The 23459-nt window shown below is 43.8% G+C and carries 19 protein-coding genes; 8 read left to right on the forward strand and 11 right to left on the reverse strand.

Going from position 1 to position 23459, the window contains the following annotated elements; translation table 11 throughout:
- Position 1: 1 nt before the first annotated feature.
- Positions 2 to 1129 (reverse strand): beta-ketoacyl-ACP synthase III, encoded by a 1128-nt coding sequence (locus EMP01_RS06980; protein WP_129020791.1) that lies wholly within the window; start codon positions 1127 to 1129, stop codon positions 2 to 4.
- A 221-nt stretch (positions 1130 to 1350) separates the two neighbouring features.
- Between EMP01_RS06980 and EMP01_RS06985 the strand changes: the two genes are divergently transcribed.
- Together EMP01_RS06985 and EMP01_RS06990 are read left to right on the forward strand one after the other, a co-directional pair.
- Positions 1351 to 1896 carry a hypothetical protein gene (locus EMP01_RS06985; protein WP_129020792.1) on the forward strand — a complete coding sequence of 182 codons (546 nt, stop codon included), beginning with the start codon at positions 1351 to 1353 and terminating at the stop codon, positions 1894 to 1896.
- 117 nt (positions 1897 to 2013) lie between these two features.
- Positions 2014 to 2457: a DUF3127 domain-containing protein gene (locus EMP01_RS06990; protein ID WP_129020793.1), complete on the forward strand. Its 444-nt coding sequence runs from the start codon at positions 2014 to 2016 to the stop codon at positions 2455 to 2457.
- Between the two features lie 87 nt (positions 2458 to 2544).
- Here EMP01_RS06990 and mscL read toward each other — a convergent pair whose 3' ends face one another.
- Both mscL and uvrA read right to left on the reverse strand, forming a co-directional pair.
- Positions 2545 to 2925 (reverse strand): large conductance mechanosensitive channel protein MscL, encoded by a 381-nt coding sequence (gene mscL / locus EMP01_RS06995; RefSeq protein ID WP_129020794.1) that lies wholly within the window; start codon positions 2923 to 2925, stop codon positions 2545 to 2547.
- 85 nt (positions 2926 to 3010) lie between these two features.
- Positions 3011 to 5848 (reverse strand): excinuclease ABC subunit UvrA, encoded by a 2838-nt coding sequence (uvrA, locus tag EMP01_RS07000; RefSeq protein WP_129020795.1) that lies wholly within the window; start codon positions 5846 to 5848, stop codon positions 3011 to 3013.
- Positions 5849 to 6173: 325 nt separating this feature from the next.
- On the opposite strand from uvrA, the gene EMP01_RS07005 reads away from it, so the two are divergent.
- The 3 genes from EMP01_RS07005 to EMP01_RS07015 are packed head-to-tail and all read left to right on the forward strand — an operon-like array spanning position 6174 to position 11827.
- Positions 6174 to 7499, forward strand: coding sequence for a TolC family protein (locus EMP01_RS07005; RefSeq protein ID WP_129020796.1), 1326 nt, complete (start codon positions 6174 to 6176; stop codon positions 7497 to 7499).
- A 21-nt stretch (positions 7500 to 7520) separates the two neighbouring features.
- Positions 7521 to 8621 (forward strand): efflux RND transporter periplasmic adaptor subunit, encoded by a 1101-nt coding sequence (locus EMP01_RS07010; RefSeq protein ID WP_129020797.1) that lies wholly within the window; start codon positions 7521 to 7523, stop codon positions 8619 to 8621.
- 38 nt (positions 8622 to 8659) lie between these two features.
- On the forward strand, positions 8660 to 11827 hold the full coding sequence (locus EMP01_RS07015) for an efflux RND transporter permease subunit (protein WP_129020798.1): 3168 nt from the start codon (positions 8660 to 8662) through the stop codon (positions 11825 to 11827).
- Between the two features lie 75 nt (positions 11828 to 11902).
- Here EMP01_RS07015 and bla read toward each other — a convergent pair whose 3' ends face one another.
- The 8 genes from bla to EMP01_RS07055 form a co-directional block, all read right to left on the reverse strand.
- The gene (bla, locus tag EMP01_RS07020) at positions 11903 to 12706 is read right to left on the reverse strand and encodes a subclass B1 metallo-beta-lactamase (protein WP_161971246.1); all 804 of its coding nucleotides are present in this window, start codon (positions 12704 to 12706) and stop codon (positions 11903 to 11905) included.
- 13 nt (positions 12707 to 12719) lie between these two features.
- Positions 12720 to 13268: an RNA 2'-phosphotransferase gene (locus tag EMP01_RS07025; protein WP_129020800.1), complete on the reverse strand. Its 549-nt coding sequence runs from the start codon at positions 13266 to 13268 to the stop codon at positions 12720 to 12722.
- A gap of 95 nt (positions 13269 to 13363) precedes the next feature.
- Positions 13364 to 14797, reverse strand: a complete 1434-nt coding sequence (locus tag EMP01_RS07030; protein ID WP_202616020.1) for a glycosyltransferase family 2 protein — start codon at positions 14795 to 14797, stop codon at positions 13364 to 13366.
- Entirely contained in the window at positions 14784 to 15623 is an 840-nt protein-coding gene (locus EMP01_RS07035) for a hypothetical protein (protein ID WP_129020801.1), read from the reverse strand. Before EMP01_RS07035 ends, EMP01_RS07030 begins: the two co-directional genes overlap by 14 nt.
- Entirely contained in the window at positions 15623 to 16846 is a 1224-nt protein-coding gene (locus tag EMP01_RS07040; RefSeq protein WP_129020802.1) for a YaiO family outer membrane beta-barrel protein, read from the reverse strand. Before EMP01_RS07040 ends, EMP01_RS07035 begins: the two co-directional genes overlap by 1 nt.
- A 24-nt stretch (positions 16847 to 16870) precedes the next feature.
- The gene (locus EMP01_RS07045; protein WP_129020803.1) at positions 16871 to 17227 is read right to left on the reverse strand and encodes a response regulator transcription factor; all 357 of its coding nucleotides are present in this window, start codon (positions 17225 to 17227) and stop codon (positions 16871 to 16873) included.
- Between the two features lies 1 nt (position 17228).
- A complete protein-coding gene (locus EMP01_RS07050; RefSeq protein WP_129020804.1) occupies positions 17229 to 19637 on the reverse strand; it encodes a response regulator in 2409 nt (802 codons plus the stop codon).
- A 178-nt stretch (positions 19638 to 19815) separates the two neighbouring features.
- Entirely contained in the window at positions 19816 to 20613 is a 798-nt protein-coding gene (locus tag EMP01_RS07055) for a class I SAM-dependent methyltransferase (protein WP_129020805.1), read from the reverse strand.
- 268 nt (positions 20614 to 20881) lie between these two features.
- On the opposite strand from EMP01_RS07055, the gene efp reads away from it, so the two are divergent.
- From efp to accC, 3 genes are all read left to right on the forward strand, one after another.
- On the forward strand, positions 20882 to 21448 hold the full coding sequence (efp, locus tag EMP01_RS07060) for an elongation factor P (protein WP_129020806.1): 567 nt from the start codon (positions 20882 to 20884) through the stop codon (positions 21446 to 21448).
- A gap of 51 nt (positions 21449 to 21499) precedes the next feature.
- A complete protein-coding gene (gene accB / locus EMP01_RS07065; protein ID WP_129020807.1) occupies positions 21500 to 21979 on the forward strand; it encodes an acetyl-CoA carboxylase biotin carboxyl carrier protein in 480 nt (159 codons plus the stop codon).
- Between the two features lie 88 nt (positions 21980 to 22067).
- Entirely contained in the window at positions 22068 to 23405 is a 1338-nt protein-coding gene (gene accC, locus EMP01_RS07070; protein ID WP_129020808.1) for an acetyl-CoA carboxylase biotin carboxylase subunit, read from the forward strand.
- Positions 23406 to 23459 lie beyond the last annotated feature (54 nt).

Consider the following 23459-nt stretch of genomic DNA (forward strand, 5'->3'; position numbering starts at 1 on the left):
GTTATACCACCGTAAGTTGGATATATGCGTAGATAAATCGTGCACTTTCAGGGATCATCATCAGTATCTTATCCCCTTTCTTCAATTTGTCTGAATGGAAGATTTCTTCCAGCATCAGGAAGGGAGAAGCAGAGCCTACATTGCCTACACGGTCGAGGTTCGTAAACCAGATTTCATCCGGGATTGCCAGCCCTTTAATCGCCAGTCCTTTGTGGATTTCCTGGCGGAAAAAGTTAGAGGACAGGTGGGGAAGGAAATGATGATATGAGGAAAGGTCAATACCTCTTTTGGCAATGATATCTTCCAGGAATCCTACACCTTTTGCAACAATAAACTGTCCCAGCAGTCGGGTATCCTGTTTTACCGCAAACACGCTCTGGGAGCGCCATTCGCGGGCATCCATATCTTTCCAGCTCACCACATTTCCATGCTCATCTTTATCGCTGCCTGCATACATACAAGTCTCCAGTTCATTGCTGTAGGAGGTCATATCTATCCAGTCAATACGCAGGGAAATGCCATCTGTATTTGCCTGGTCGGAAAGATAAGCCGCAGCTGCACCATCGGAGAGCATATAACGCAAGAAATCTTTTTCGAAAGCAATATATCCGTTCTGATCAATCGCATCTGTTCCGTCAAATTCTCCGTCAAATTTCGGAGCATCCATCATATTGGATAATTTTTCAGAACCGGTAGCAACAGCATTGTGCGCATCCCCACATTTGATCGACAGGAAAGCATGTTTCAGGCCCTGTATGCTGGAGCAACAGGCACCTGAAGGACTGTATATTTCAGTCGGATGCGTATTCAGTAAACCCAGCGTCATCGCCGCATGCGAAGGCAGGATCTGATCCGGGAAGGTTGTGCCGCAGGTCAGCAGATCAGTGTCTACGTGACCATCCGGAAACAGTTGCTTCACCGCCAGTGCCGTAAGTTCTGCATTGCTATGGGTTGATTTACCTTCTTTAAATGCATAGTGGCGGCTTTTGATACCGTTATTGCGCAAAACAATCGTTTTAGCACGTGACGGTTTGCCGTTGATATATCCTAATACTTCTTCAATATCGCTGTTCGGAATGGGATCGTTCGGTAGATACTTTGCCAGTCTGTTGATATAAACTTCTTGCATAAAATTCCTCTTTTCAAAATGGAGCCCAAATTACATAAATATGTGCAAAGATCACTATTTTATATTGCCAATAATAGATTTTTTGCATATGTAAAGGCTACTTTGCTCAGATACCTTTTTAAGTGGGCAGATAAGACTCAAAAAAAAACGAAAAAGTTTGTTAAAGACAAATATTTTAGTAATTTGGCAGAAATTTAGAATTTTTTATCTTAATAATAATTATGAAAAAAAGAATTGTACTATTATCTGCGTTAGCTGCAGGTATGTTTTTCGGAAGTTCAGCCTTTGCGCAACAAAATCCTGAAATGATTGCAGTATACCGTTGGTACAATCCTACGGATAAGACCTATGTGACTTTGGCAGATAATGAGTTCCAGGAAGGTCAGTTGTTAAACTGGAAATATAAAGATAAAACTTTACTATTCTATGCTTTTCGTGAGCCTGGCGTGAACAGAGTTGCAGTATACTCCTGGTTCAACCCAACCACTAAAGATCAGGTTTCTGTTACGGAAGATGAGTATACAGACGATCAGATGCTGAAAATGGGGTATAAAGAGAAAAGACTGCAATTCTATGCATCCAATACCCGTATGGCTAACCGTGTAGACGTTTACCGTTGGTATAATCCTAAGACAAGAGACTGGATTACAATGCCGGAAGAAGGAAATACTGATGTATACTTCAAGAAAGGATATAAAAGAAAATCTTTCCAGTTCTACGGTGTACGCCGTGTGTCTGATGAGTCTCTGTATAACGCAGAACTTTAATTCAGATCATGTGCATAAATATTACTTGTAAGTGCGCCCGCGAGGGTGCACTTTTTTTGGCTCTGCTAGGAAAGAATCGTAATTTTGTGCTTTATATAATATACTAATTTAGAATCTATGGCTTTAGAAGTAACGGGTAAATTAATTGTGAAACAGCCTACCCAGCAAATAAAGGAAAACTTCTCTAAAAGAGAATTTGTGATAGAAATCTCACAACAAACCAATACGGGCATGACTTTTACTAACTTTGCTTCTTTTCAGTTAGTGAACAATGCCTGTGCGATGATCGATCAGTTCCAATTAGGACAGGACGTTAAAGTAAGTTTCGATATCAGAGGTAACAAATGGGAAAAAGACGGTCAGGTGCGTTATATCACCAACCTGAATGCATGGAGAGTAGAGCCTGCTATGCAACAGCAGCAGCAAGGCGGCTATCAGCAACCACAACAGCAATATGGCGGTGGTATGCAGCAAGCACCTGCTCAGCCATCTTATACGCCTCCTCAGCAGCCTCAGGGTCCTTCTTTTGATCCGGGTGTTGGTGACGATCTTCCGTTCTAAGAAAACACAATATATTTATACAGTAGATATACTAATAAAGGCTTCCGATCGGAAGCCTTTATTGGTATTATTTATGAAGCATCATGCTTATTTCTTTTTCAGTTCATCGCGGATTTCCATCAACAGTTTATCTGTTGCACTTGGCTCTGCTGGGGCTGCAGGCGGCTCAGCTTTCTTCATTCTATTAAATGCTTTTACGATCAGAAACAGGGCAAAGGCAATAATAATAAATGAGATGATCTGAGAGATAAAGTTACCGTATTTGATGGCAGTACCCGGAACGGTAAGCTGGGCAAGGTCAGATAAGTTGGCCGCTTTCAGTGCCGGAGTCAGAATGGCCGGGGTAATGATATCATCAACCAGAGATTTAATAATGCTGCTAAAGGCACCACCGATAACTACACCGACTGCCAGATCAATAACATTGCCTTTTACGGCAAACTCCTTAAATTCTTTAATAAATCCCATAATTTTTGTTTTTTTCGAGTGAATGATCCGACAAATAAAATTATTCGGGCCTAATTACCCAACAGATATTTAATTGTTAACAGGGTTATAACATATTGTGTTTCAGTTCCAGCGCCAGAAAATGCCCGGTATGACTGCCTTTTTTCTTGGCAATCTGTTCCGGCGTACCTTTGGCAACAACCTGTCCGCCACCAATACCACCTTCAGGACCAATATCGATAATATAATCGGCAACTTTTACAATATCCAGATTGTGCTCAATTACGACTACCGTATTGCCACGATCTACCAGTTTGTTCAGCACAGACAGCAAATGATTGATATCTTCGAAATGCAGACCGGTAGAGGGCTCATCGAGGATATAAATCGTTTTACCGGTATCCTTCTTAGATAATTCTGTAGCCAGTTTTACCCTTTGTGCTTCACCTCCACTCAAGGTCACGGCACTCTGTCCAAGTGTAATATAGCCCAGGCCTACATCCTGCAGTGTTTTAACCTTACGGTGCAGGGAAGGCATATTTACAAAAAACTCAACCGCATCTTCAACGGTCATTTCCAGTACATCGTAGATCGATTTTCCTTTATAACGGATCTCCAGTGTTTCGCGGTTATAGCGCTTACCCTGGCACTTTTCGCAAGGCACGTATACATCCGGCAGGAAATTCATTTCAATCACCCGCATACCACCGCCCTGACATTCTTCACAACGGCCACCTTTCACATTGAAACTGAATCTTCCGGCATTATAACCGCGAATCTTTGCTTCCGGGATCATGGTAAATAACTGGCGAATATCGTTGAAGAAACCACAATAGGTAGCCGGGTTACTGCGTGGTGTACGGCCAATAGGACTCTGGTCGATCTCAATTACTTTATCTATATGCTCCAGCCCACTGATCGACTTGTACGGCATTGCCTGCATTTTGCTCTGCGGGTAGCAATGGCGCGACAGGATAGGGTAGAGCGTTTCATTGATCAGGGTTGACTTCCCACTGCCTGATACACCCGTTACACAGGTCAGTGTACCCAGTGGAATGTCCACACTAACATTCTGCAGGTTATTACCTGTAGCACCTTTGAGCTGTAGTTTATTTCCGTTGCCTTTTCTTCTTTCTTTAGGTACTGCAATCTCTTTCTTATGATTCAGGTATTGTGCGGTTACACTACCAGACTGTAAAACTTCCTGTGGCGTGCCCTGCGCGACGATACGGCCGCCATGTATACCCGCTGCGGGTCCTATATCAAACAAGTAATCAGAAGCCAGCATAATGTCTTTATCATGCTCTACAACCAATACTGAATTGCCTCCGTCCCGCAGATTTTGCAGGGCGGTGATCAATTGTTGGTTGTCTCTCTGGTGCAGACCGATAGAAGGCTCATCCAGGATATAGGTAATGCCCATCAGTTTAGAACCGATCTGTGTAGCCAGTCGTATACGCTGAGATTCGCCACCACTAAGGGTTTTGGTAGGACGGTTCAGGATAAGATAATGCAGACCCACTTCAATCAGGAAGCCCACACGATCCCTGATCTCCTTCAGGATATCCTTTGCAATGGTATTTTGTTTTTTATTCAGATGCGGCTCAACTGTTGAGAACCAGTCATGCAATGCACTTAAAGGCATGTTGGCCAGTTGTGCAATATTCTGGTCGTGAACCAGGTAAGAAAGACTCTCCTGTTTTAAGCGCTGACCTTTACATTCAGGGCATTTATCCAGTTGCATAAATTGCTCTGCCCAGTCCCGCACATAATCAGAAGGAGATTCATTAAACCAGCGCATCATCATATTCAGTACACCCTCATATTCTCCCGTCTCCAGGTAGCTGTAATTGCCCCCTTCTTCCGGTACATAAGTAATGGTACCTTCTTCATTGCCATACAGCATCAGGTTCAGTTCCCGTTCGGTAAGCTGGCCTACAGGCTTGTTGACATCAATTTTATTCTTTTTGGCAAACTTCGCAGCGATCTGGTAGCTCTGTGCTTCACGGGCTTCTTTCATAGGCGCAATACCACCACCGGCAATACTCTTCTCCGGATCAGGAGTAATGGTACTGCGGTCTATCGTATGTACGGTACCCAGACCCTTGCAGGACGGACATGCACCATATGGAGAGTTGAATGAAAAGGTATTCGGCGAAGGATCTTCGTAAGAAATACCACTTTCAATATCCATCAGGTGTTTGCTGTATTGCAGTATTTTATTGGTTTCATGCTGCTGTACAAAGAGCAGGCCTTTACCCAGGTGCAGGGCCTTCTGCAGGCTCTGGCTTAGGCGGGAACGGCTTTCTGCATCTACTTTCAGGCGATCTACCACCAGTTCGATGTCATGGATCTTATAACGGTCAACCTGCATTTTAGGCTTCAGGTCTACAATAACACCGTCCACACGCACTTTCAGGTATCCCTGCTTTTGCAGTTGCTCAAACAATTCGCGGTAATGCCCTTTACGGCCACGAACAATTGGTGCGAGCAATACGATTTTTTCGTCCGGAAGGTTATCGTATATATGTTGCAATATTTCCTCTTCAGAAAAGCGCGTCATAGCCTTGCCACTCATATAAGAGTAAGCAGTGCCTATACGCGCATACAAGAGGCGCATAAAATCGTATACTTCTGTAACCGTGCCCACAGTAGAGCGCGGATTACGGTTCGTTGTTTTTTGTTCGATGGAAATTACAGGAGACAAGCCTGTAATCTTATCTACATCAGGTCGCTCGAGGTCGCCCATAAACTGGCGGGCATAAGCCGAAAAGCTTTCCATATACCGGCGCTGACCCTCGGCAAAAATGGTATCAAATGCCAGTGAAGATTTACCACTGCCGCTCAACCCGGTAATAACAACCAATTTGTTTTTAGGAATGGAAACATCAATATTCTTCAGGTTATGTACCCTTGCTCCTAATACTTTTATATGTTCAGACATAAATATTTAATGCTACGAAAAACAAAGGTAACCCTAATTTGGCTGAAATAGAGATCAGGCATTTCTAAATGTATTCTAAAAAAGGAACGGCTGTAAACCCATCAAAAAAACTTAAAATAAGTCAGAGCCTTATGCCGCCATATTGCGTGAAAGATGTTAATAATTTTAAAAAAATAATCCTTAATTATTTGATAACTATATGTAAAACACATGACTATATCAATATTATTTATTTTGCGATAAGTTAAAGTGCTATTGTAAAAGACCGGATACGGCTACCTTTGTCGCTCTTTCTATTTATCAAGAAAATCTATTTATATTTTTGATGTTTAAGTATTATCTCAGGCTGTTGTGTTTTGCTTGTGGCGTAACTTCCGTACAAGCTCAGGCACAACAAGCCGCTACTCCATTTACGGATAGTGCTACACTGGATCAATGTATTGATTATGCCATGAAGCATAACCCGGTGTTGAAGCAATCTTTTCTCGATGCTTCTATTACAGAATCACAGGTACAGGGCAAGCTGGCAGACTGGTATCCGCAGATAGGCATCACTGCCAACTATCAGCGTAACTTCCAGTTGCAGACCTTGGCCAACTCCTCAGGGGTAGTCCGTATCGGACGTTATAACCAGTCCGCATTACAATTGGGACTTACCCAGAATGTATTTAACAGTGATGTCGTATTGGCTAGTCGCACAGCAGATGATGTGCGCACACAGGCACAGCAACAAATTGTATTAAGCAAGATCGATCTGCAATCCAGCCTCAGCAAGGCTTTTTATAATGTACTGCTAACAGAGTACCAGATGAAAGTGCTGGATGAGGATATTAACCGCCTGACTTTAAGTCTGAAGGTGGCCAGGGATCAGTATGATGCGGGTATTGTAGACAAGGTCGATTATTCCCGTGCTACCATTGCGCTGAATACCTCCAAGACCCAGAGAGCCAATGCTGTTGTATTGCTGGATGCCAAGTATGCCCGGTTAAAAGAACTGATGGGTTATCCCTCCAAAGAGCCACTGATACTGACTTCCGGACAGATTAACCTGGAGCAGGAAGCGCTGGTCGATACCCTTGTAGAGCCGGCACCACAGAAACGTGTAGAGTATCAGCAATTAGAGATCACGCAAAATCTGAATAAAGCCAATGTACAGTATCGTAAAATGGCTTTATATCCTACAGTATCCTTGTTTGCCAACTACAATGTCAACTTCCTGAACGATGAGCTGGTGCAATTATACAACCAGGGATACCCTAACTCCTTTGCAGGATTACAGGTAGGCTTCCCGATATTCCAGGGCGGTAAGCGCCGTCAGAATATCAAACAGGCAGAATTTCAGTATGAAAAGACTGGTTGGGCATTAGAGAACAGCCGCAATGTGATCAATACCGAATACCAGAATGCATTGTCCATTTACAAATCAGACTGGAATACCTACCAGATGCTGAAAGAGAACCTTGGGTTGGCAGAGGAAGTGTACCGCGTGCTGGATGCACAGTATAAAGCCGGGATCAAAAATTACCTTGAAGTAGTGGTTGCACAGACTGATCTGCAAAAAGCAGAGCTGAACTATGCCAATGCGGTATACCAGCTCCTGATCGATAAAATAGATGTATTAAAAGCCCTGGGCGATATTCAAACCAAATAGTATTTAAGCAATATTTCAAACATGAAGACCAATATATATATAACTACGCTGGCTGCCGCTACCATGAGCACTGCATTATGGTCCTGCGGTGGTAAAAAGGATGATGGTAAGGCTGCCGCTAATGCGCCTGCACCGGTGGCTACACTTTTGGTAGAACAGAGTCCGGCTGTATATTATGATGAATACCCGGCTACTGTAGTCGCACAGAAAGAAGTAATTCTTACACCACAGGCCAGTGGTACCGTTACCGGTATCTATTTCCAGGACGGACAGGTAGTACAGCAGGGGCAGCGATTATACAGTATTGATGTACCGGTGTACAATGCCAATTACGATAATGCAGTAGCCAATTACGAAGTGCAGAAAGCAAATCTGGTAAAAGCCGAAAAAGATGCGGCTCGTTACCACCAGCTGGATAAACAGGATGCGATCGCCAAGCAGCAGGTAGACTATGCCGATGCAGCACTGGCAGCGGCCCGTAAGCAGGTGCAGGCAGCACAGGCCAATATCAGCAGCATGAAGGCGAATGTAAACTTCGGTATCGTAGTAGCACCGTTTACCGGAACTATAGGTATCTCTAAAGTGCGTGTGGGCGCAGCTGTTGTAGCAGGCCAGACACAATTGAATACCGTATCTACAGACAATCCTATGGCTGTAGACATCAACATCAACCAGAGTGATGTGTTCCGTTTTGAACAATTAAAAAAACGCAATATTTCCGACCAGATATTTACACTGGTATTCGGAGCGGATGAATACCCTGTGTTCGGTAAGATCGATATCATCGACCGTGCGGTAGATCCTAATACCGGAACGGTAAAAGTGCGTATCGTATTTGATAATAAAGATAAAATACTGCGCTCGGGTATGACCGCCGTAATGCGGGTGAAAAATGATCATCCGGAACCACAGTTCATCATTCCTAACAAAGCACTGGTAGAGCAATTGGGAGAATTCTACGTGTATGCTGTAACCGATAGCAATACTGCTACGCAAAAGCATGTAATACCAGGCCGCCAGCTGGGTGATAAGATTATTATCAAAGAAGGACTGACACCAGGCACCAAAATCGTGATCGAAGGACAGCAGAAACTGAAAGAGGGTGCTAAAGTGAAATACTAAAACACACCACCGGATACACTTTACTATATTTCATTTTTATGATTGCAGAAACTTTTATTAAAAGACCGGTCACCGCGATTGTGGTATCTATCGTGATCGTACTTACAGGTTTAATAGCTTTGTTCAACTTGCCGATCGCGCAATATCCGGAGATCACACCACCTACGGTATCGATCAGTGCAAACTTTACCGGTGCTGATGCAGAGACGGTGGAACAGACAACGACTACCGCCATTGAATCGCAGATCAATGGTACTCCTGGTATGACCTACATGACCAGTAACAGTACGGGTAGCGGTAGCAGTAATATTACAGTAAACTTTGAAGTAGGTACTAATATTGATATTGCAACGCTGGATGTACAAAACCGTGCCAGTGTGGCTACGCCGGCATTACCGGATGCGATCAAGCGTCTTGGTGTTACGGTAAAAAAGAGAAACCCGAGTATGTTGATGGCGATCTCTTTGTATTCGCCTAAAAACACACATAACCCGGAGTTCATTAATAACTATACCAACATATTCGTAAAAGATGCCCTTTCCCGTGTTGCTGGGGTGGGCGATATCATGGCACGTGGTTCAGACTTTAGTATGAGGGTCTGGTTGCAGCCGGAGAAGCTTGCCGCGCTGAACCTGACAACCAAAGATGTCTCTAATGCGATTACAGAACAGAACTTACAGATTGCCGCCGGTTCTATTGGTGGTAGCCCGCAACCGGGCTCACAGGCATTTGAATATTCGGTACTGACCAATAGCCGACTCAATACGGTTTCTGAATTTGAAGATATCGTTGTGCGGGCCAATCCTGCAGATGGTAGCTTTGTGCGCCTGAAAGATGTGGCTAAGGTACAACTGGGTAGTTTTGATTACTCCAGTGGTGGCTATCGCCTCGAAAATCAGGCAGCCTTTATGCTGATCTATCAGTCTCCGGGATCTAATGCCCTGGATACCTATGACCGCATCCTGGCGAGAATGGAAGAGCTGAAAAAATCATTCCCTAAAGACCTGGACTACGCCGTAATGACCGAGAATGCTACGGTGGTAAAAGCCTCTATTGAAGAGGTGTTGCACACCTTCGTAGAAGCTCTGTTGCTGGTAGTATTAGTAGTATTCCTCTTTCTGCAAAACTGGAGAGCAACCCTCATTCCATTACTGGCTATTCCTGTATCTATCATCGGTACCTTCCTTGTCTTTATCCCGCTTGGCTTTACAGTCAATACACTTACCATGTTTGCCTTCGTACTGGCCATCGGTATTGTGGTGGATGATGCCATTGTGGTTGTCGAGGCGGTACAGCATAAGATAGACCATGATAAGATGAATGCGAAGGATGCAACGCGTCAGGCCATGAGTGAGATCTCCGGTCCGGTTATTGCCATTGCATTAATCCTTGCAGCAGTATTCATTCCGATCAGTTTCGTTCCGGGTATCTCTGGTAAAATGTACCAGCAGTTCGCCCTGACTATTGCTATATCAGTATTGTTATCTGCATTTGTGGCCCTGTCTCTGACCCCGGCCCTGTGTTCTATCATGCTGAAGCCAACACCGATCGGAGAGCGCCGCAGAAGCCTGATGAACCGCTTCTTTGACTGGTTCAATGCACGCTTCCTGAAACTGTCTGACCGCTATACCAATGGCGTATCCAAATGGATCAAGAAAACACCATACGTGGTTACCCTGATGCTGGTACTGACCTTTGGTCTGGCTTTACTGATGAAGGTAAAACCGACAGGATTCGTACCATTGGAAGATGAGGGCAAGTTATTCGTTTCTTATGAGATGCCGGAAGGCTCCTCTATAACCCGCAGCCGGGCTATGTTCCAGGATCTGGTTGGTCGTGTAAAAACGATTCCGGGTATCCGAGTAGTGGGTGGTCTGCCGGGATTCAATATCCTGAATGGCTCCGGTAAATCCAATGTGGGTACAATGTTCATCCTGCTAGAACCATGGGATAAGCGTAAAGGAAAAGAACTGCACGTGCAGTCTATCCTGAAAGAGATCGTCAAACGCACACAGGATATTAAAGAAGCAAATGTACGCGTTGTAGCCCCACCTGCTATTCCAGGTCTGGGACAGGCGAATGGTTTTACCCTGCAACTGTTGCAGACTGCAGGTGCTGATGATATCAAGACATTTGAGAAGATCGGACAGGACTTCCTGACTAAGTTGCGTAGCCGTCCGGAGATTGAAAATGCCTATACCTTCTTCAATACGAAAACACCGGCTTATAAAGTAGATGTGAATCGTGAAATGGCGAAGAAATTGGGCGTGAGTATCTCGGATGTATATTCCTCCATGTCGGGATTGCTGGGTAGCCAGTATGTCAATGACTTCAATATTTACGGACGTAACTTCCGTGTGGTAATGATGGCGGACAGCAGCTCCCGAACCAATACCAGCGACCTGAATAAATTCTATGTGAAGAATAATGAAGGTAATATGATCCCATTGGGAACGATGGTGACTACAAGACTGGTAGAAAACCCTTCGGTGATCCCGCACTTTAATATGAACCGCTCTATCGAGATCAACGGTACGCCTAAAGACGGGTATAGCTCAGGGCAAGCCCTGGAGGCTTTAAAAGAGGTGGCCGCAGAAGTATTACCAGCCGGGTATAGCTACGAATTCTCCGGGATGAGCCTTGAAGAGATCAAGGCAGGAGATAGTACTATTTATATCTTCGCTGCATCAATCATCTTCGTATTCCTGTTCCTGGCAGCACTCTATGAGAGCTGGAGTATTCCTTTCAGCGTATTATTTGCCGTTCCGGTAGGTCTGTTCGGATCTATGCTGACCTTATACTTTATTCCTAGCCTGACGAACAATATCTATGCACAGATTGGTATGATTACCCTGATCGGGCTTTCTGCCAAGAATGCGATCCTGATTGTAGAGTTTGCCAAAGAAGGCGTTGATAAAGGGCAGGAAGTAGTCGCGGCAACATTGCATTCGGTACGCCTGCGTTTACGCCCGATCGTGATGACCTCTATGGCCTTTATCCTGGGAGTGGTACCGCTGATGAGGGCATCAGGTGCGGCATCTGAGTCTCGTAATACCATGGGCTGGACCGTATTTGGGGGTATGATTGCAGCTACAACACTGGCCATCTTTATTGTACCGGTATTCTTTGTAGCAATTACCAAACTGACCCATAAGCGTGCTGCCCGTAAGGCACTGGCTAATGGTACAGAAACAACAACAGAATAAATAGTTTTATTACCATAATAAGAATCGGGCTGCATCTCAGATGCAGCCCGATTCTTATTATGGATAGCCGATAGATTATTGACCGGCTTTTACAGCGAATAATTTCATTGTATAATCAAGCAACGCCTTGCCTCCCCATTGTCCGTGACCAGGAATAATGAGCTGTACATCGGGGTAGGTAGATTTTACTTTTTGTACGGTCCCTGTCCAGGCCAGTGTGTCAGCATCGCCCAGGAAACCTTTGGTCGCATCGATTTCTTTGATCAGGCAACCGCCGAAGAGTACTTTATCTTTCGCGAAATAAGCCACTACATTATCTTTGGTGTGTCCCGGACCGTAATATGCTATGCTGACCTTTTCTTTGCCTACAGGCAATTCCAGTGTGCCGGTAAACGGATGATCGGGCAACGGAAATTTATTGTCCGGTTGCTGTTGCAGCAGGCTGATTGTTTGCTCGCTTGCATAAGACGGGATATGCTGATCCTGGAATGCTTTTAGTCCTCCTACACAATCTCCGTGAAAATGAGTAGCGACAACCGCTGTAGGCTTTATATGCTGTGCTTTCAGGTAATCGATCAGCTCTGTAGCACTGCTGTCGTTGGCCGGGGTATCAAAAATGGCTGCATCCGTTCCATCCACAACGACCATGCCGTTGCAGGGTACTTTCCCAAAATCATTCGTTTGCAGATAGGAAGTGTGTACATAAGTCTGCGGCGCGATGCGGGTAATGATCAGTTTGTCGGATTGATATACTACTGAATCTTTGCTAAAAGAAGACTCTTGCCCGGTAGCTGGCGATTGTTTCTTGCCTTCCGATGCACAGCCTGTACTATACAGGCTTATGGCTGCAAAGGCTGCAATAGTGAATATTGTTTTCATATCTGTACTCATTTTATAATAATTTAAGGTATTGAACAGGTACCTGCTCTGTGAGCCAGACACCATTTTCTGCACAATAGAATAGGTGTCCGTCCTGTTGCATCTGTTTTGTGTCTATAGACAATATAGATGGCTTACCATGTCTTTGGCCCACCTGGCGCGCGGTTTCGATATCCTTGCTCAGGTGCACATGATGCCTGGCGCCTTTTACTAAGCCCTGATGCTGGATGCTGTCCAGGTAATGCTGTGCCGTACCATGATACAGTACCTCAGGAGGCTGTTGGGGACTGTAGTTCAGCTGAACAGACACAGAATGCCCCTGATTGGCCCGGATTTTATCTTTGGTCTCATTAAACGCAAAGCGTTGTTTGGCATTGATCTCTACAATATGCTCCAGGAGTGTGCGATTCAGTTCCGGATTGGAGAGCTGCATTTTTTGCAGCAATACCGATACTTCTGTCCAGCCATTTTCATCCAGTACAATGCCCAGAGATTCAGGCTGGTGCCTTAATACAAGGCTTAGGTATTTGCTCAGGCGCGTTATTGTTTTAGGATCTGTCATGAGTCGAGTGAATAAATGCTTTAGCGATTATCTTTTAAAACGTGTAAAATGCTGCCTATTATTGTCCATGTTAGAATTATTATGACCGTTGGCGATTAGATTGTTTTCTTTTCAAAGCCTTTGCGAGTCATATCTCCCCATCCGTTCTTACCCTTTATCTTTTCCCAGTTACCTTTTAAGGCAGCGTATACCGTAACCGGGTGAAATATAATAGGCTCTATCAATGCTGCCAGCAAGAGTTTGCGTAGGTCTTTAAATGTGTTGTATCGCTTAAAAGTAGACTCCTCCACATAAATTGCCAGCAGGGAGAAACCTACTGCAAATATGTAGGAAAATATCAGGAGCAGGCCAAAGAAGGTCCAGTTTAATATGCCTGAGCAGGCAAAAATTATGGTAATGATCAGACCGATAAATTCGATAATTGGTGCCCAGTACTCATACAGCATCCAGTATGGATAGCTAAGCATACCCAGGATACCATACTTTGGGTTCATGAAAATTTTTCGGTGCAATAACAATGTTTCAAAAGTGCCTCTGGTCCAACGGCTTCTTTGTTTGATCAGGATCTTATAGCTTTCCGGGGCCTCTGTCCAGCATAATGGGTCGGGTATATACTGCACCGTATAGGGCTGCTTTTGTTCAATCATATAGCGGCGCATCCGCACAACCAGTTCCATATCCTCGCCCACTGTTTGGGTATTGTACCCTCCACAGGCGAGTACAATTTCCCGGTCAAACATGCCAAAAGCACCACTGATGAGGAGTAGTCCGTCCATTTTAGCCCAGGCCATTCTGCCCAGCATAAATGCACGTAAGTATTCAAGCACCTGTATTCTTGCCAGCAAGTTGTCAGGTGCGTGCACACTCACCAGCTTTCCCGATTTGATGACGCAAGAGTTAGCAATGCGTACCACACCACCTGTTGCAATCACTCTTTTACAGGAACTTTCCAGGAAGGGCTTTGCCAGTTTGAGCAGTACATCCTTATCCATGATGCAATCTACGTCAATACAGACTACATATGGATTGCGGGCTACATTAATGCCGGTATTAAGGGCATCAGCTTTGCCACCATTCTCTTTGTCGACCACGATAAGACGGCCATACGAGGGGTTAGAAGATACATATATGCCCTTTACCATTTTTGTGGGAACCGTATCTATATACGCAACATCTGAAAGTATAAGGTCGAATGCTTTTGTAAGCACCTCCATGGAATTATCCTTACTACCATCATTTACTACAATAACATTAAAATTGTTGTAATTGATGCTAAGCAGTGAGTGGACATTTTCTTGTATTGTTTTTCCTTCATTATACGCAGGAGCAATCAGTGAGATACTTGGGGCATCCGGTAAGGCCAGCAAACTATTATAGCGTACGAAACGATTACGCCGGAAATACTCTTTTAATGCCGATGTAGAGATGGCCGCAAGGATAATATAAGAAGACATTACTGTTACGGCAAATATCATTATGACTGCATTAAAGTCATGCATCAATGGTAAAAGCTGTTCAGTCGTATTCATTGCTGATAAAGGTTTTAATACGCTCTTTAATACGGGCCAGATCCTGCTGGTGTTTCACAGTGGTCAGTTGCATGCCCGACTGCAACAGTGCCGGGTAGAAGGTGTATAACTGAAAAAAGTCAATGATGCGCGCTGCCAACAGCACCAGGCTTTCATTCCGTGATTTTAGCAGATAGGTAATGTCTTCAGGAAAGGTCTGTTGTTTTCGTTTCATGTTGAATATTATACAACTCTGACTCCAGTCATCGATATCGATCTGGTCTATTTCGGACTGATTCATCAGGGTGATTCCCTCAAGTGAAATCAGGCCGATCAACGCCTCCTTCTTCACAAGCTCGTTGTTATGCCCTAATGCGTCTCTTATTTCTGGTATTGCGTCCGTTACATTCAGCGCAGAAAGATCACGTATGCCCTCCACTTTATGTTTCCACCATATCGACCTTAATTTCAGGAGGGAGTATTCTGAAAGGTCTGATTTGGTGTAGAACTGCTCTAGGATCAGCTTCTGATTACCGGTGTAATTCTGATGTAAGGATACCACAGAGCGGATCATCAGTTTCTTGAACAAGTTGTCTTTGGGTATGGCCCAGTATTGTGCTATAACTTCCTTGATCGTAAGTTGTTCAAATATGAGGGCAAATAACATTGCCTCAATCTGTTCTATATAAACCTGCTTTTTCTTTTGTTTGATCAGTTTCCGTTTTCTCTTAATCAGTGTAGCACATAAAAATAGAATACCGGTAAGTGCAAACAATATGATTCCTGTTATGAGGAATAGCAAAGTAAGGTCTGTATTTTTTAAGGCTTTATAGAAATATATGTACATCAGAACCTTTTTGATAATATTAGTTGAATTGTATATCTGCTGCGATAAGCATCCGGTATGTACTCTTCTTTTTCAAACATCATTGCTGGTTGTACAAAGTAGTTCCTGCAGAGGCGCGCTTTGCCACTCAAACCGATGCGGTAAGCACTCAGACGGGAAAACAGGTCTGTAGTATAAAGGAAATAGGGAAGGTTGCCATACTGTGCATCGAACTGTATATAAGACTCCCTGTTGCTAAATGAGTGGCGCAGATAAGCTACATGCGAGAGTAGCGTTTTATTTTGCTGCAGCAGAATAAACGGCCTGTAATTCAGTGTCCAGGATTGTGCAGTACCTGCAATATGCCCGGTCAGCAGAATCGCGTCGGAATTTCGGGCAAAATACAGGTAACGCCCACCCATAGAAGCACTGAAATGAGGGGCTTCCTGGTAAAGTTCAGCACCAAGTTTAATTGCCGGGAAGACCGAACGCTTGTCTGATACACCTGCATTGAGGTAGACATAATTCTTTTTACCCAGTTTTACGTAAGCATCACTTTCCAGCATAAAACTGCTTTTGTCGTATGCATTAACATAGTTTAGCCGAAATAACTGTGTATGTGATTTAAAGGTACGGCCATACTCTACATATGCAAAGTGCTGTGTGGTGCTTTGGGGTTTGTTTACCCCGGTTTGCATATAACTTACACTGAGAGAATTTTTCTGTTTCTTCAGGATGGTCGTTAGCAGATAGGCCACATCTTTATGATTAGGTGCTGTTGCGGCAATGCTATCCAGTGCAATGATCGCATCTGTATCTTTGCCCGCCTGCTCCAGTGCCTGTGCCTTAAGGAAGAGGAACCTATGCTGCTCTTCAGAGAATAAAACGGATCCCTTTGCAGCCAGCTGAATAGCCTCCTCTGTGTTTTTTTGAGCAAGGGCAGCACGAATCAGCAGATCCAGGGCTTCCAGGTTGCTGGATGATTTGTCATTGCAAATGGTCTTTAATGTATAAGCAGCCTGTTTCGGATCATTGTTCCAGAAATGTAGCCTCGACAAGTATAGCGTATAATCTTCATTTTCTGGATAGCTGTTGTGCAGTTGTTGCATGACCGAAATAGATTCGGGGTACTTCTTATCCGCAGCAAGGCTCCGGGCTTTGCTGAATAGTGTGTCAGGCTGTTGGGCATAAAGCTGCCCTGTGATGCTGCAGCACAGCAACAAAGCAGGTAATAATTTCTGCATCTTGTATTTGATTTTAGCTTGAGATCAGAGGATCATTTTTTCTATTCTCCTTAATAAGGCCTGTGGGCTGAAAGGCTTTGCTATAAAGTCGTCTGCCCCCAGGTCGAATACTTCTACTTCATTAGTCTCTACAGACTGTGATGTGAGTACTACCTTTCTGATATTTCCAAAATCCTTACTGGCGTGCAGTACTTGTTTCCCTCCTGCAAAGGGAAGATTTAAATCTGTTATGATCAGCCTGATATCCTGATGGTGAAGTATGATATGATTAATTGCATCCTCCCCATTATCAAACTCTACTACTTCATACCCCTGAGATCGTAAAAAGAATGCCAGTGATCTGCGTAACATCTCTTCGTCTTCTATGAGTATAATTTTCATTTTACAGTTTATCTATTGTATTATTGATGAATGTTTGTAAATTTTGTATCTGCTCTTCCAGCTGCTGGATCAGTATGGGTTTCTGACTTTCGTCTGTTCCATGCTCCAGTGCATTCAATACAATGGTATTAGCACCTATAAGACTGAAGGAGGAGCGAAGCTTATGTGCTTCCTGTGATAGTTCTGCCGCCTGCTTATTGTTGTAATACTGCTGTATCAATACCATTGATTTAGCACTTTGTTCTATGAACAGTCGTAACATCTCTGATTCAAATATTTTATCTCCTCCGGAGAGCTGTCTTAAGCGATCCAGGCTGAATACAGTACTTGCTTTAACGGGTTCATCGGTATGCTTTGTCGGGTGCAGTAACCAGAAACTGACCTTATCCAGGAGCTCCTTTTTATCAAAAGGCTTGGATAGATAATCATTCATGCCCATAGCCAGGCACCTGCCTTTTTCTTTGATCATCGAATGGGCAGTAAGAGCAATGATAGGGACTTCAGAATTCAGTTCACTGCGAATAGCCTGTGTCGCCTGATAGCCGTCCATTTGCGGCATTTGTATATCCATGAGCACGAGGTCGTATTTGCCTTTTTTCAGCAGCTCAATGCCTTCCTGTCCGTTAGCGGCAATATCCAGGCTCCAGCCGGTATTTTCCATGAGCTTTTGGGTAAGATACTGTATCGTCTCATTATCCTCACACATCAGTATACGTCCTGATGTAGCCATCCGTTCAGCCGGTTTCTGCTGGGTAAGCAGTGTACTGATCTCTGATGGAGTAGCAAAAGCCAGGGAGAAGGAAAATTCAGATCCCTTTCCCTCTGTACTGCTTACAGATATAGTACCACCTTGTTTTTCTACCAGCAGTTTACAGATATTCAGGCCCAGGCCCGTACCACCATATTTGCGGGTAGTATCTTCTTCAGCCTGTGTAAAGCGGCCGAATATAGATTGTACTTTATGTTCAGGAATGCCAATACCAGTATCTGAAATGCGGAACTCCAGTGTTACCTTGTCTTCCTGTTGTGCCGATACGCCAATAAATAATTTAACGGCACCTTCTACGGTAAATTTAAGAGCATTGTCCAGCAGGTTCAGCAAGATCTGGGTCAGCCTGTGTTTGTCTCCGGTCAGGTAGGCCGGCACATCACTTTCAATGCTGAAGCTGAATTTTAATTGCTTGTTGGTGGCCTTAAGTTTGAGGATGGAGAATACATTCTCAATCACTGGTCTGAACTCAAAATCATCCATATCAAACTGGAACAATCCCGCTTCGATCTTACTCAGGTCCAGGATACCGTTTACAAGGTATAACAGGGTATCGCTTGCCAGCTTGATCGCTTCTATTTGTTTTCGCCGCTCCGGGTCCCATTCGTTCTCCAGCAATATATCGGTAAAGCCGATGATGGCATGGATCGGTGTCCTGAGTTCGTGGCTTATGTTGGCAATGAAATTGTCTTTTTGCTGATGCAATGCTTCCAGCGTATTGCGTGCCATTACCTCGCTGGTAATATTCTGAGCGATCATCGTAATGCGCACCAGTTCATCTTCCATATCCAGTACCGGATTGAAAGAGGCCAGCACCCATGTCTGGGCATTGTTTTTATGTATACATTGGTAAGATCCCACAAGCGCCTCGCCTTTGACCAGCCTTTGCCAGAAAGCAGCGTCTCCGTTAATGAGTTCATCTTTAAACAGGAACTGATAATTTTTACCCACCAGCTCATTTGGCTGGTAGCCCAGCAGGTGCTCGACAAGATCATTGGTGCTGAATATCGTTCCGTCAGGAAGAAACTCTATAACTGCATTGGATTTAGAAATAGCTGCAAATAAGTTATTGTAGGCCGCTTCCTGTAATTCGAGCTGCCTTTCTGTAAAAGCAACCTTCTGGCGCAAAACTGTTTCCAGCTCCATGCCCATATCTTTATTGTGCTTTGTCGTTTCAAGATGCAGCATCACCTGCTTGGCAATAATGCGTATTGCTTCTTTCTGTGCATTACTTAATTGCTGTGGTCTTACATCGGCAGTACATACGGTTCCGATATTATATCCTTCTATTGATTTTAGTGATATACCTGCGTAAAACCTTACACCATGCTCATTCTGTACATTTGGGTTATTGATCAAACGGGCATCTTCAACAGGATTGGTTATTTCCATGATATCATCTTCCAGCAGCGTGAATTGACAGATCGTCTCTTCCAGCATGACCTCATTATCTTCAGTGCCTACTTTTGCTTTGTACCATTGTCTCTTGTCATCAATAAAGGAAATAATCGCTATCGGTGTGTTACAGATAATAGCGACCAGCTTGGCCAGGTCATCATAAAAAGCTTCCGGGGGAGTGTCTATGATACCATAGGACAATAAAGCTTTTATACGTTTAATATCGTTGATCAGCGTTGTCAAGGTGACTAGTTTTGAATAAGTATTTTAAAAGTACAAAATATTTGACATTGACTAAAGAGAAACCTAAATTTAATATACACATCTCTCTTGTAGTCAGTGTTATTCTGTACATACCATAAGACAAAACCATAACCTTTACAGTTATGGTTTTGTACTGATATAAAAGGTTCTGTAGTATTTACTTTTTATCTACGCTGATGATGCTATACAGGCAGGTAGTAAAGAAGTCTCTCAGTACAGGTATAGCCTGTATGATCCTGAATTGTTTTCGTGGTTTAAGACCGAATTTTGTCTGGTAATTCGGGTTGATCAGGTAATAAGTTTGCAGGTCCGTTTTGTACCCGTTCTGGCGCACAATCCGCTGAAAGCGGTTAATGCTGATGCCGGTTTCCTTAATTTCTATCAGCTCCTTAATGGTACCATTGCTTTCGCCGAAAGTCTTCAGCATACCTTTGTATATGCTTTTCGGCAACAGGTGATAATAAGGCAGCTTGTTGAGCAGCTTGTGCTGGCACACCTGCTGATGTCCGCCGAAAGGCATACACCATGGCGGGAAGCCGAAGAAGACTTTGCCATCCGGTTTCAGGAACTTCTTCAGATGCTTCATAAACGTTGCCTGATCTGGAATGTGTTCAATGACATCCCTCAGCATAATCACATCAAATGTGCCGATCTGCTCAGGAGTAACATTGTAAATATTTTCGGCCATAAGGGTGACCTTAGTATTGTCAGAACAGTGTTCTGCGATATATACCCTTGCATTCTCGACCTGTCCTTTATTGATGTCCACGCCCACTACTTCACATTTACGTTCAATGAAAGGAACGAGGTTGCCCCCTTCTCCGCAACCGATCTCCAGCACACGGCTTTCCTGGGTTACCGGAATCACCTGTTCAATATAAGGGATAACAAATTTAGCCGTTGTATCTGCCTGTTCCAGAAAATACTGTTTCCTGTTGGTGTGTCTCTCTTGCATAATTAAATAATAGCCAATCAATATAAGACAAGGTCATATGTGCCTTATTGCCTTAAATTACATCATCCAAAAATAGTATAAATAATGGAAAGTATGTTGCCTAAGTACAGACCGCTTATTTGTATTGTGGAAAACGTCTTAAAAAGATTATTTTGCGGTATGAAAGGCCGTTTTAGGCTCAAAATCAGATATTAATACAAAAAAAATGACCTTTTTGTATTTAAATGAACTTAATTATTATTTTTGCAGGTCGAAAACATAGTAATCCATGGCAAATACAGGAGACATCCGTAATGGGATGATTTTAAAATTAGATAATAACTTATATTCCGTAGTAGAATTCGGACAAAATAAAACTGCCCGCGCTGCTGCTAAAGTATGGGCTAAACTGAAAGGCGTAGATAATACACGTACAATCGAGCATACGTGGAACTCTGGCGATACCGTTTACCCGGTACGTGTAGAGCGTCGTTCATTCCAGTTTTTATATAAGGACGAAAGCGGTTTTAACCTGATGGACAATGAAAGCTTTGAGCAAATCGTTGTTGGTGAAAACATGATTGATCGTCCGGGTTTATATAAAGACGGTCAGGAGTGTTCTGTACTGGTAAATACAGAGACTGAAATGCCTATGGGTGTTGAGTTACCAGCTTCTGTAGTGCTGCGTGTTACCTACACTGAGCCAGGTTTAAGAGGCGATACCGCTACCCGTACGCTGAAATCAGCTACACTGGAAACCGGTGCTACTGTAAACGTACCACTGTTTGTTGATACAGACGAACTGATCCGCATCAATACCTCTACCGGTGAGTATATGGAGCGTGTAAAAGGATAATTAAACCATATCACCTGAGTATCTACACATATCTATTTAAATTTATTTACAATGGAGTATAAACAAATCCAAGAGTTACTTAAAGCTGTAAACAAATCTAATATCAGCGAATTGTCTATAAAAGACGGTGATTTTGAAATCACAATTAAACAAGCAACTGCCGAAGCGCCGATTACGGCTATTCCTGTTGCTCAATATCAACCTATGCCACAGGTAGCTCCTGTAGCAGCTGCACCAGTTGCGGCACCGGCTCCTGCAGCACCAGCTGCACCGGTTGCTGAAGCTCCTGCAGCAGGTGGTAAAGTGATCAAATCCCCGATGATCGGTACTTTCTACCGCTCTTCATCTCCTGATAAACCACCATTCGTTGGTGTTGGTGATGAGATCAAAGCCGGCGATGTAGTATGTATCGTTGAGGCAATGAAACTGTTCAACGAAATCGAAAGCGACCTGGGTGGCCGTATCGTGAAAGTACTGGTTGATGATGGTACTCCTGTAGAATACGATCAGCCATTATTTATTGTAGAATAATCCAAACAAAGGTATAGGGTAAAGAATAATGCGGCGAAATGACCGCATTTTCTTTACCTGTGTTTTATCAATTATTCAAAGCGTGAAAATGTTTAAAAAAATACTTATTGCCAACCGCGGTGAAATCGCTTTACGTATCATCCGTACCTGTCGTGAAATGGGTATCAAAACCGTTGCGGTTTACTCCACAGCAGACAGAGACAGCCTGCACGTACGTTTTGCTGATGAAGCAGTATGTATTGGTAAGCCACAGGGTACTTTTTCGTACCTGAATGTACAGGCAATCATGGCAGCAGCCGAGATTACCAATGCTGATGCAATTCACCCTGGTTATGGATTCCTGGCTGAAAATGCCGACTTCGCAGAAATCTGCTCCCGTTATAATATTAAATTTATCGGACCTACTCCGGATATGATCCGCCGTATGGGTGATAAAATGACTGCCAAAGAAACCATGATTGCTGCCGGTGTACCGGTAATTCCTGGTTCTGAAGGCCTGCTTGAAAGCGTAGCTGAAGCTAAAAAACTGGCTGGTGAAATGGGTTACCCTGTAATCCTGAAAGCAACTGCCGGTGGTGGTGGTAAAGGTATGCGTGTAGTATGGCAGGAGTCTGAAATCGAAAAAGCATACGATACTGCTAAGGCAGAAGCCGGTGCTTCATTCAAAAACGACGGTATCTATATGGAGAAATTCGTAGAAGAGCCTCGTCATATTGAAATTCAGGTAGCCGGTGACCAGTTTGGTACTGTATGTCACCTGAGTGAGCGTGACTGCTCTATCCAGCGTCGTCATCAGAAACTGGTAGAAGAATCTCCTTCTCCGTTTATGACTCCGGAACTGCGTCAGCGTATGGGTGAAGCTGCAATCAAAGCGGCATCAGCCATCAATTATGAAAGCGTTGGTACAATCGAGTTCCTGGTAGACAAGCACCGTAACTTCTACTTTATGGAAATGAATACCCGTATCCAGGTAGAACATGGCGTAACTGAAGAAGTAACCAGCTATGACTTGGTGAAAGAGCAGATCAAAATTGCTGCCGGTGAACCAATCAGTGGTAAGAACTACGAACCAACCATGCACGCGATCGAATGCCGTATTAACGCAGAAGATCCGTACAATGACTTCCGTCCAAGCCCTGGTATGATCCAGGTATTGCATACACCGGGTGGTCATGGTGTTCGTATCGACTCTCATATCTATGCAGGTTACGTTATTCCTCCGTTCTACGATTCAATGATCGCTAAGATCATTGCTGTAGCACAAACCCGTGAAGAAGCGATTTCAACAATGGAACGCGCACTGAGCGAATATGTGATTGAAGGTGTAAAAACAACCATTCCTTTCCATCAGCAACTGATGAAAAATAAAGATTTCAGAGAAGGTAACTTCACTACGAAATTTACAGAAACATTTGAACTACGTTAATCCGGTTCACAGGTTATTATAATACATGAGGGCAGCTGAATCAGCTGCCCTCAT

The sequence above is a fragment of the Edaphocola flava genome (assembly GCF_004118155.1).
GTDB lineage: Bacteria > Bacteroidota > Bacteroidia > Chitinophagales > Chitinophagaceae > Edaphocola > Edaphocola flava.

Coding starts and splice junctions, on each gene's coding strand:
- EMP01_RS06980 (WP_129020791.1), bottom strand. CDS start 1,129: ATGCAAGAAGTTTATATCAACAGACTGGCAAAGTATCTACCGAACGAT.
- EMP01_RS06985 (WP_129020792.1), top strand. CDS start 1,351: ATGAAAAAAAGAATTGTACTATTATCTGCGTTAGCTGCAGGTATGTTT.
- EMP01_RS06990 (WP_129020793.1), top strand. CDS start 2,014: ATGGCTTTAGAAGTAACGGGTAAATTAATTGTGAAACAGCCTACCCAG.
- mscL (WP_129020794.1), bottom strand. CDS start 2,925: ATGGGATTTATTAAAGAATTTAAGGAGTTTGCCGTAAAAGGCAATGTT.
- uvrA (WP_129020795.1), bottom strand. CDS start 5,848: ATGTCTGAACATATAAAAGTATTAGGAGCAAGGGTACATAACCTGAAG.
- EMP01_RS07005 (WP_129020796.1), top strand. CDS start 6,174: ATGTTTAAGTATTATCTCAGGCTGTTGTGTTTTGCTTGTGGCGTAACT.
- EMP01_RS07010 (WP_129020797.1), top strand. CDS start 7,521: ATGAAGACCAATATATATATAACTACGCTGGCTGCCGCTACCATGAGC.
- EMP01_RS07015 (WP_129020798.1), top strand. CDS start 8,660: ATGATTGCAGAAACTTTTATTAAAAGACCGGTCACCGCGATTGTGGTA.
- bla (WP_161971246.1), bottom strand. CDS start 12,706: ATGAAAACAATATTCACTATTGCAGCCTTTGCAGCCATAAGCCTGTAT.
- EMP01_RS07025 (WP_129020800.1), bottom strand. CDS start 13,268: ATGACAGATCCTAAAACAATAACGCGCCTGAGCAAATACCTAAGCCTT.
- EMP01_RS07030 (WP_202616020.1), bottom strand. CDS start 14,797: ATGAATACGACTGAACAGCTTTTACCATTGATGCATGACTTTAATGCA.
- EMP01_RS07035 (WP_129020801.1), bottom strand. CDS start 15,623: ATGTACATATATTTCTATAAAGCCTTAAAAAATACAGACCTTACTTTG.
- EMP01_RS07040 (WP_129020802.1), bottom strand. CDS start 16,846: ATGCAGAAATTATTACCTGCTTTGTTGCTGTGCTGCAGCATCACAGGG.
- EMP01_RS07045 (WP_129020803.1), bottom strand. CDS start 17,227: ATGAAAATTATACTCATAGAAGACGAAGAGATGTTACGCAGATCACTG.
- EMP01_RS07055 (WP_129020805.1), bottom strand. CDS start 20,613: ATGCAAGAGAGACACACCAACAGGAAACAGTATTTTCTGGAACAGGCA.
- efp (WP_129020806.1), top strand. CDS start 20,882: ATGGCAAATACAGGAGACATCCGTAATGGGATGATTTTAAAATTAGAT.
- accB (WP_129020807.1), top strand. CDS start 21,500: ATGGAGTATAAACAAATCCAAGAGTTACTTAAAGCTGTAAACAAATCT.
- accC (WP_129020808.1), top strand. CDS start 22,068: ATGTTTAAAAAAATACTTATTGCCAACCGCGGTGAAATCGCTTTACGT.